8 protein-coding genes and 1 pseudogene are annotated in these 9,948 nt (G+C 38.0%); 6 read left to right on the plus strand and 3 right to left on the minus strand.

Going from position 1 to position 9,948, the window contains the following annotated elements; all coding sequences use genetic code 11:
• Positions 1–323 (plus strand): annotated as a pseudogene (locus RQ763_RS05385) (Fic family protein); the annotation flags it as partial.
• Here RQ763_RS05385 and RQ763_RS05390 read toward each other — a convergent pair.
• On the minus strand, positions 320–481 hold the full coding sequence (locus RQ763_RS05390) for a hypothetical protein (RefSeq protein ID WP_314151633.1): 162 nt from the start codon (positions 479–481) through the stop codon (positions 320–322). The pseudogene RQ763_RS05385 and the gene RQ763_RS05390 overlap by 4 nt on opposite strands.
• Between RQ763_RS05390 and RQ763_RS05395 the strand changes: the two genes are divergently transcribed.
• The 5 genes from RQ763_RS05395 to RQ763_RS05415 all read left to right on the plus strand — a co-directional run bounded on the left by RQ763_RS05395 (position 469) and on the right by RQ763_RS05415 (position 6,831).
• A complete protein-coding gene (locus RQ763_RS05395) occupies positions 469–708 on the plus strand; it encodes an HTH domain-containing protein (protein ID WP_314151634.1) in 240 nt (79 codons plus the stop codon). The two genes, RQ763_RS05390 and RQ763_RS05395, sit on opposite strands and share 13 nt — an antisense overlap.
• Before the next feature lie 657 nt (positions 709–1,365).
• Positions 1,366–2,676: a TolC family outer membrane protein gene (locus RQ763_RS05400; protein ID WP_314151635.1), complete on the plus strand. Its 1,311-nt coding sequence runs from the start codon at positions 1,366–1,368 to the stop codon at positions 2,674–2,676.
• Positions 2,669–4,837: a type I secretion system permease/ATPase gene (locus RQ763_RS05405; RefSeq protein WP_314151636.1), complete on the plus strand. Its 2,169-nt coding sequence runs from the start codon at positions 2,669–2,671 to the stop codon at positions 4,835–4,837. The genes RQ763_RS05400 and RQ763_RS05405 overlap by 8 nt, the downstream gene beginning before the upstream one ends.
• Positions 4,834–6,216 (plus strand): HlyD family type I secretion periplasmic adaptor subunit, encoded by a 1,383-nt coding sequence (locus RQ763_RS05410; protein WP_314151637.1) that lies wholly within the window; start codon positions 4,834–4,836, stop codon positions 6,214–6,216. The genes RQ763_RS05405 and RQ763_RS05410 overlap by 4 nt, the downstream gene beginning before the upstream one ends.
• 3 nt (positions 6,217–6,219) lie before the next feature.
• A complete protein-coding gene (locus tag RQ763_RS05415; protein ID WP_314151639.1) occupies positions 6,220–6,831 on the plus strand; it encodes a response regulator transcription factor in 612 nt (203 codons plus the stop codon).
• Here RQ763_RS05415 and RQ763_RS05420 read toward each other — a convergent pair whose 3' ends face one another.
• Together RQ763_RS05420 and RQ763_RS05425 are read right to left on the minus strand one after the other, a co-directional pair.
• On the minus strand, positions 6,832–8,499 hold the full coding sequence (locus tag RQ763_RS05420; protein WP_314151640.1) for a cadherin repeat domain-containing protein: 1,668 nt from the start codon (positions 8,497–8,499) through the stop codon (positions 6,832–6,834).
• Between the two features lie 124 nt (positions 8,500–8,623).
• A partial coding sequence (locus RQ763_RS05425) for a calcium-binding protein (protein WP_314151641.1) occupies positions 8,624–9,948 on the minus strand: 1,325 nt, incomplete at its 5' end.

A 9,948-nucleotide genomic window follows, 5' to 3' on the forward strand; every position in this document is an offset into this window, starting at 1 on the left:
GCGAGTGGTTTTTATCTACTCTGCATAATGCACTTATTGATACCAAAAAAAAGCTTGACTATATCGTACAAAAAACGAAGTTCTGGGATAGACACAAAAATGATGAGCTTAATGCAAGAGAGATAAAAGTACTTAATTTTATACTCGATATGGGAGCAGAAAATTTCCAAGGGAACTTGAGCAAAAAGAAATATATGAGCATCGCCGACACCGCATCGACAAATGCATCAAGAGACATAGCACAGCTCTTAGAGCTTGGCTGTATAAGACAAAAAGAGGGGACTAGCGGAAGAAATACTGCTTATGAGATAATCTTCGATTAGCCCTTAACACTCTCTATCTTTTGGCAGATCTCACTCATAACATACTCTAATTTTTTTGCTTTTTCGTAGTATTCCAAAAATGGTTCTACCCAGTTTGGAATTATCATGGGTTTGCCGTCTCTCATCACTCCCCAGTTTGTAACAGTTGAATAAAGCACTCTTTAGACTTATCTCCATACTTTCTATGCTCTCTAAAGACGAAAGACCGACTATCTCATCTTTGGCAGAGGAGTTTAATGTTTCTAAAAGAACTATTCAAACAGATATTTATCAAAGGCTCTGTGGCTGGGATATTACTAAAGATAAGCTTGGGAGGCTTGTTTTTAGGGATGGGGTTAATATTTTTGGTGTTACTAAAAATTTAAAAAACAAGAGAAGCTGTTGATATTTTGTCAACTCCTCCACCTGATATTGGTAAACCTGTACTAGAATTTATATCATTCATTGTTATCTTCCTTTTATCAGTTTCTTTATAAATATTCATGTTTTTAAACCTAACAATAAAAAAGATAAGTGAGAGAAGTCCTTGTAGCTCGGATAAGTTCTATTCTAGGGAATTAAGGGAAGAGAGCTCTCTTAAGATAAATAAGTATTATTTTGGATAAATTGCTAAAGTGCCAAACTTGCAAAACTTCTATTTTAAGAGATTTTTGCTTGCCAAATTGATTACATACCCAAAAAATAGATATTCAATATTTAAGATATATTTTTATACCCAGAAAAGAAATATTTGAGCAAGGTAATACTTGACCAAAAACTTGTCTATTATCTCACTTAAAATAAAAATTTCTTAAGAATTAAATTTCTAAAAATTCCTATTTTAGGCGATTTTCTCCAATAAGTAAGACAAAAAATGTCTTCGTAATAGACTCTTATTTGCATCTTCTAACCGCCTTTTTACCGCTATCTAACCTGTCAAATTATACACTGCTTTGACTTTTAGCGGTATTATATGAAAAAATAGTTTTAGCTTATACCTAAGTTAATAAATACTTAATATTTTGAGTAGTATACTGAGTGAAGTAAAAACAAAGGATTTCAAATGAAGCGCTCTATATTATTATCGGTGGTTTTAATACCTATGCTTGCTAGTGCAATGTCTCTTAGCGAGGCGGTGCAAAAAGCGGTTGAGACGCATCCTCAAATAGAAATGAAAAAAGAGGATAGAAATGTTCAAAAAGAGTTACTGAGTAGAGCAAGAGCTGGTTATTTACCATCTTTAGACTTGTCATATTCAGTCGGTCCAGAATTTACAAAAACTGTAGCAAACGAAGGTGTGAGAGAAACATTAATAAGACAAGATGCTTCTGCGACACTCGTTCAGAATGTTTTCTCAGGCCTAGACACGAAATACGCAGTTGAACAACAAAAAGCGCTTATATTGTCGGCAAACGACACTCTAAAAGAGAGTGCAAATGATATGGCGTTGGCAACTGCTACATACTACCTTGAGTTACTTAGAACTCATGAACTGCTCCAGATTGCTAAAGAGAATGTAGCGGTTCATGAAAAGTACCTTTCGCAGATAGATGAGAAGGTAAAAGCAGGAGTTGGACGTAGTTCTGACTATAAGCAGACACTTGCTCGTTATGAAAATGCTCTAAGCATCCAATACCTGGCGGAACAAAATCATGATAATGCCGTCTCTAGCTTTGAGCGTATTTTACCAGGAGATATAAGCGTAGCAGATTTGGAAAAACCTTCTATTGGAGATATCCCTGCTAATGACATAGACTCTTTGGTTGAGATTGCTATGCAGAACAATCCTACGATTAAAGTGTCAAATGCGGATATCGAAGTTGCGACGGCGGCGCTAAAGCGCTCAAATGCGCCCTATTATCCAAAAGCAGATATTAAACTCGAAGCTTACTGGGACAAACATGTGCATGGAGTGGCAGTTGATGCTCCAACCCCTACACCAAGCGCTTTTGAAGAGAACTCCGGTTACAACGCACTTCTTGTGTTAAACTACAATATCTTTAACGGTTTGGCAGACAAAGCAAACAAACAGGCAAATCAACATAGATTGCTTAACAAAAACAGCACACTTGCAGATGCAAGACGCTATATAAAAGCTTATACAGAGATTGCATGGCAGACGTTTGAGTCGACAAAACAGCAGCTGGCTCATCTTGATAACACTATAAAATCAAGCGGCGAAACTGTCTCCGACTATGAAAAAGAGCATGAACTTGGAAGAAGAAGTATCATCGACCTTTTAAATATAGAGCTAGAGTACAACAGTGCAAAAAACCGCAAAACTACGGCTGAATACGATAGACTGATCTCTTACTATCAAATCTTATCTTACACCGGTAAAATTTTAGAAGAGATGAATATTACAGTTGAGTAGTATTATAGAAAATCCTCTATTGGAGTGCTTGGTAATTTTTACCAAGCTCTACAATCGTCCATACAGTGCTGATGCACTTATTGCTGACTTGCCAATCCCTCCGGGAAGAACAACGCCTAGACTTTTTTCGCTTGATGCAAAAGATTCAAAATCAGCTTTTCACCGTGCAGCTGGGCGTGCCGGATTTAGCTCTAAGTTGGTAAATTACTCATTTAAAGATATATCCCCTCTGCTTCTGCCTGTAATCCTGATTTTAAAGGGTAATGAAAATGGCGAGAGAGCCTGCATCTTAACAGAAATAAGCCCCGATAGAAAACATGCCAAAATCATTCTTCCAGAAGCCGGTGAAGGCGAGAACTGGGTTGAATCAGAATTCTTAGAAGCCGAATATATTAACTTTGCATATCTGCTTAAACATAATCATGAGTATAAAGACACGCATAACCGTCTCTTAAAACATGACAATCACCACTGGTTCTGGGGAACGCTTAGATACTTTTTTGGAATCTACACGGATGTAATCGTCGCTTCATTTTTAATAAATCTTTTTGTTATGGCAACTCCGATTTTTACACTAAACGTATATGACAGAGTTGTACCAAACAATGCCATGGACACTCTCTGGGTCTTTTCTACAGGTATTGTAGTTATCTACATTTTTGACATAACTCTAAAGTTCCTTCGCTCCTACTTTCTTGAAAATGCCGCAAAAAAAAGCGACGTTATCATGTCATCCATAATATTTGAGCATGTTTTAAATCTAAAAATAGCATCCAAACCTCGTTCAGTCGGCTCTTTTGCAAGCAATTTAAAAGATTTTGACTCCATAAGAGGCTTTTTTACCGCCTCTTCCATCGCAACCATAATCGACCTACCCTTTACAATTATATTTTTATTTATTATCTATCTTATAGGCGGCTGGCTAATTGCCATTCCTATAGTAAGTGCTCTTATAATCATTATGTACAGCGTATTTGTTGAAAAGCCGATGAGAAAAAGTGTGCAGAGTACTTATGAAGCCTCTGCCCATAAAAACTCTGTGCTTATAGAGTCACTAACCGCACTTGAGACCATAAAAGCTCTGGGAATAAGCGGACGCTACCAATGGAAATGGGAGGAAGCTACAGGTGATGTTGCGCAAAAGGGATTGAAGTCTAAAATTTTATCAAACTCTATCTCAACATTTGTAAACTTTATAGTTCAACTAAACACTATCTCTTTGATTATAGGCGGTGTTTATGCTATAGGCGACAATGCTTTAACTATGGGCGGACTTATAGCAGTCGTTATGCTTGGCTCAAGAATGCTTGCTCCTCTAGGTCAAGTTGCAGCGTTAATTGCTAATTTTCAGCAGACCAAAACAGCTTATGATGTAATAAATTCCATTATGAAACTCTCAGTTGAGCGAGAAGAGTCCAAAAATTTTGTACAGCGTCCATTTTTTAAAGGAAAGATAGAGTTTAAAAATGTAAGTTTTGTTTATCCAGATACTCAAAACAGAGTTCTTGATGACGTAAGTTTTGTAATAAATCCCGGAGAGTCAGTAGGCATAATAGGCACCAACGGTTCAGGGAAGACAACCATAGAAAAGCTTATACTTGGGCTTTATGAGCCCACAGAAGGTTCTATTCTTATAGACGGCATAGACATAAAGCAGATAGACCCGGCTGATTTGAGACGAAATATTTCATATGTACCCCAAGAGGTTATTCTGTTTCAGGGGACGCTTAAAGAGAATATCGTTCTGCGCTCACCTGGTGCAAGCGATGAAGAGATTTTAAATGTTGCCAAATTAAGCGGGATCAGCTACTTTGCAGATTCTCACCCTATGGGATACGACATGCAAGTCGGGGAGAGAGGCGATGGACTCTCAGGCGGACAAAAACAGTCCATTTCCATAGCCCGCGCATTTATACATCCGGCTCCTGTTATACTTCTTGACGAGCCTACAAACTCCATGGACAGCACTCATGAAAACCACTTTATAAGAGCTATTAGCAGTTACCAAAAAGGTCGTACAATGATTTTAATATCTCATAAAAACATACTGCTCTCTCTTACAAACAGACTGATTTTACTAGACAGAGGCAAGGTTGTTTTAGACGGGGCGCATGATGACGTTATACGACAACTCAGATCACCGCAAAAGAGTACACAATGAGTTTAGAAGATAAGTTTGTAGAGTACTCTTACAACAAAAAAGATATTAAAAATCTTAGCATTAAAGATGAGAAAGATTTAGAGTATATGAACTCAGTAAGTGCAGCGATGCTGATGAATAGATCAATGGGCACCAAACTTATGCTGTGGATTGGTGCTTTATCTATCGGCTGGATAATATACTGGGCATATAATGCAGAGATTGACGCTCTAACACGCGGGCAGGGAAAAGTCATCCCATCCACTAAAGTTCAGGTTATACAAAATCTTGAAGGCGGGATTGTCGGCGAAATTCTTGTTGAAGCAGGCGAAGAGGTAAAAAAAGGAGATATTCTCATAAAAATTGATGACACAAGTTTTGTAAGTAATTTTATAGAGAGTCAACTCCGCTACAACGAGCTTCAGGCAATGAGTATGCGTCTTTTAGCTGAATCTACGGGCAAGCCCTTTAAAGTTGGTGATACAATCAGAAAAAGCTCTCCTGAGCTTATCAAGCATGAAGAGTCCCTCTACTTTAGCAACAAAGAGCAGTTGGATAACAACATACTTATCTATAAACACCGCTTAGAGCAGAAAAAGGATGAACTAAAAGAGGCTGAAGCAAAGCTGGACAATCTTACAAAAAATTTTAAGTTTATCACAAGAGAGCTGCAACTCAATAAGCCGCTCGTCGACAAGGGTATAGTGTCAGAGGTTGAGTACCTGAAACTCCAAAGAGAGGCGAGCACTATTGAAGGGCAGATGAAATCAACAAAACTCTCAATTCCGCGTCTTAACTCCATCATAGAAGAGCAAAAAAACAACATGAAAGAAGTTGAGTTTAGATTTCGCAATGCTGCTAAAGAAAAATTCAACGAGACAAAAGCTGAAATGTCTAGAATCGAAAGAGCAAATATTGCCAGAGAAGACAAGGTAAAACGTACGTTTGTGCGCTCACCGGTTGATGGAACCATAAAACAGCTGCTTGTAAATACCGTAGGCGGTGTTGTTAGACCCGGAATGGATATCATTGAAGTGGTGCCGACTCAAGATAATCTGCTTGTTGAGGCGAAGATAAGACCTGCGGACATCGCTTTCTTGTTCCCAGGACAGCGTGCGATAGTAAAATTTTCTGCTTATGATTTTGCAATATATGGTTCACTAAAAGGTACTCTCACCCATATAAGTGCCGACACGATTTACGATGAAGTAAGCAGACAAAACTACTATCTTGTTAAAATAAAAACTGATAAAAACTACCTGGGAAATGAAGACAAAAAACTAAACATCATAGTCGGGATGACTGCAGATGTGGACATTATAACAGGTAAAAAAACCGTACTGGACTATATTTTAAAACCAATTCTGCGAGCACGAGAAAACGTGCTGAGTGAAAGGTAACTTATGAAAAATATTATTTTATTTACAAATATGTCTTCTATCCAAAAACATTGGGAGAGTGCTTTAAAAAACTCCTACAATACGGTTTCTATCCAAGAGATTGATGAGTTGATTGCGTATCTAGCAAAACATGATGAAAAAATCATAGTCATGCTAGATGAGATGAGCATACCAAGTATTGAAGATGCTCTGCTTAAGTTTAAAAAGTATCCACACGCAGTTATTCTGATTTTTAATGCAGTTCCTGAAGTCTATCATGCATCAACTCTACTTGGAAACGGTATTAGAGGATATGAAAATTCATATATAAACAAAGATAACTTACTAAAAATGCTCTCTAGTATCGAATCTGGGAATAACTGGCTATTTCCTGATTTGACTTACTTTATAATCAATAAATATATGCAAAACAAGAATAATAATGAGCCGGAATTTATGTCATGTTTGACAGAAAAAGAAAAAGACATAGCACTCATGATATCTGAGGGATTAAGCAATAAAGAGATTGCACAAAAAGAGAAGATTGCGCTCTCTACCGTAAAAGGTCACATTCACCATATATTTGAAAAGGCGAACGTAACCGATAGAATCTCATTAGCACTAAAATTTAAATAGTCAGACACTCTCAATCGGTATATCAACATCGATAAGAAGCTGCACGCTTGAGTCTGCTATATTTGTATATGTGGCATAACCCTCTTCCGCGATGGTTGGGGAAGCATCAAGCACCCATCCGTTGTCTGCCAAATTATTAACGCTATCACCGCTCTCTCCCGTGACTTTAAGTACATTATCACCGTCCGTTATATCGATGACGTCTGCCAATGTAATATTTGACAAAGTATAATCACCGCTAGAGAGATCGATTTCATCTACGGAGTCCGGAGCATCGCCCTCAAAATCATTATTTTGATCTAACAAAACCCCAATATCTATCGTACCACCGGAAGAGCTCTCCCCCTCAAACGTAAGAAGCTGCTCTCCATTTGAACCGCTTATCTCAAAGTTGTCAATACTCCAAGCTTCCTTGTCTCCCCCATGATCTACGGTATTTTCAGATTGAAATTCAACCTTAATAATCCCATCATTAGGAACAGTAACATCAAAGTCGTAGTCATAATACCCAAACCCATCACTATCAGGAGAGTATGTCTGAGTTTGTATTACACTATTTTCACTGTCATAAACCCTTACTATAAAGGTATCATCACCTTCCCACTCATTTACGCCAAGCGTAAACGAAATATTTATCTCTTCATCTGCATGATCACTCAGATCAAAATCATGTGACCTTGTATTGCTGTCTTCATAAAACCAACCCAGCTCATTTGGCGGAATTGTACTATTGTTTTCGCCGATAGCGCTCTCATTGCCTTCGCCGCTCCAGCCCTCATTATATGGACCATCAAACGTATGTAGAACCAAGCTTTCAGCCGGAGCAGTCTCTACATTTCCTATAATATTATTGATTGAAACGGATAGGAGTTGAGTTGCATAGTTTCCCGCTGAGTCTGTTGCTGTTACATATAAGTTGTACTCATTGTCACCATCCGAATCTTTTGGATTTTCATAGTCGGGAGCCTCTTTAAAGCTTAAAACACCGCTTAGTGGGTCAATAGTGAATAGTTCACTATCCCCTCCTGAGATGCTATAGTTAACACCATTTTCACTGCTTGCCGTAACCTGCGAAACAGGAGCTGTGTCCGTCTCATTAAAAAGGGCTATGTTAGAAGATGTAAAAATCGGCGGAGTTAAGTCAGATGGATTAACATAAGGCGGAGTTACGTCAGATGGAATAACATCGGATTCAACGGCATCGGGAGAAGTGACATCGAGTTTTGCAATATCATAAACAATATCTTCTGTGCCAAATTCAGTTACGCCAAACCCAAGTGCACTGTTTGGACCTCTGTTAAATCCAAGTACACTGGAGTCTGCCACAATATCCGTCTCTGTAAATGCCGAACTTCCCTCTGCGCCCTCTTCACCTGCTGCCGTTTCTAAATCTTCAACTTCCACTTCACTAGCTATACTATCCATAGCATCTCTTCCATGAAGAGCAGTTCCGTCTGCCAAAATTCTAAAAACACCGTCATACGCAGATGCCTCAGGAAGTGCTAAAAATTTTATCTGAAATAGAGCATTTGGATCATTGCTGATAATCTGCTCATTTTCAAACATCAAACCACCGTACACAGGTTCACGAATTACACCATCCGCACCTACAACTTTTATGTTTCCCTGCGTTACTTGTATCTGCCCTACAACTTTTCCAGTAGCCATCTTACACCTCCGAGTTTTATTTATGCGAAAATACTAACATATATAAATTTACATGTAAATAGTACTTTGGTATTAACAAAAAAAGTTACTTGCAGCCGTATGGCTACAAGTAAAGTAGAAGTTATTACTCAACCCCGATATAGTCATTTAGTTCTATCAATAATGTCGCGGTATCTCCATCAAAAGTACCTGTATATTGGGCATAATCAAGACCGTCAACATTAACATTTTCAGTAAAAGTAAACGATGTTTCATCTATATTTACACTGTTTAAAGCATCGCTATCAGCTGATTGAATTATCAATACTCCAGATTCTGTTGCATCAATAACATCTTGCGCATTAATCCCTGCATCAACACCACTTCCTACTATCGATGTTCCTAAGTTTAACTGAATTACCTCAATGTTAGAGACGTTAGAGAGATTAATAGTCTCTGAATTTCCTATAAGCGTATCTACTCCAGTTCCACCATCTATCTCAGTGTCAAAAGCGTCATATTCAATAGTGTCATTACCTGCACCACCGTATAGAGCATCTGCTCCAGCACCACCATCAATAGTGTCATCTCCAACCTCGCCAGCTATTGTGTCATCACCATCTCCGCCATAGAGAGTATCTACTCCATCCCCTCCGAAAATAACATCATCACCGTCTTCTCCAGAAATTTCATTATCTTCAGTAGTTCCTGCAATTGTATCATTGCCACTGCTCGCAGCAAGTGCGAAACCATCCCCACTTTCCCAAGAAGTTGCGCTACCAGTAATAGTATCAACTAAAGTTCCTAAATTAGTCAATTCCGTCGCGGTAAGTTCATCAGCAAAATCAAATATAAATTCTACCCCCTCATTCTCTGCAGGAATAGAATAGTAATTATATTCACCGTCTGCACTCAAAATAGCATTAGGTGCAAGACCGTCAACTACTAATACTCCATCTAAAGAAGATGGAACTTTGAGTATAAGATTACTCAAAATTTCACCATCATCTGTCACTGCTGCACTTGCATCAATACTATAAGTCACTAAATAAGGGGAAACAAGAGTTACGTCTTCGACTTTAAATTGATCATTTGTAGATGTATTACTTACACGAACTTCATTAAAATAAACATCAGATGTAAAAGTAAGAGGTATACCTTTTGATCCACTAGGATTTGTAGTCAGATAATCATTTAAAGAATAAGTTTCTATTACTACACCATCTCTTAACAATTCAACGATTCCAGTATCATTCCCTGGTCTTCCATCAAAACTTTTAATTGTCATAGAAACACTTCTTGCATATCCATCAAATTCTAAAATACCAGTACTAGTACTAGAGTTAATCATTGGATCATAATTTGTAAAAGTTTCATCTTCATAATCTTGAACAATTTCAGGATTCAAATCTGGTATAACTATTACTAGTGGTGCATCTGCTGCAAGAGTTACTGTTGGGTCAACCGTTG

It is taken from the genome of Sulfurimonas sp., from assembly GCF_032250635.1.
Taxonomy (GTDB): Bacteria; Campylobacterota; Campylobacteria; order Campylobacterales; family Sulfurimonadaceae; genus Sulfurimonas.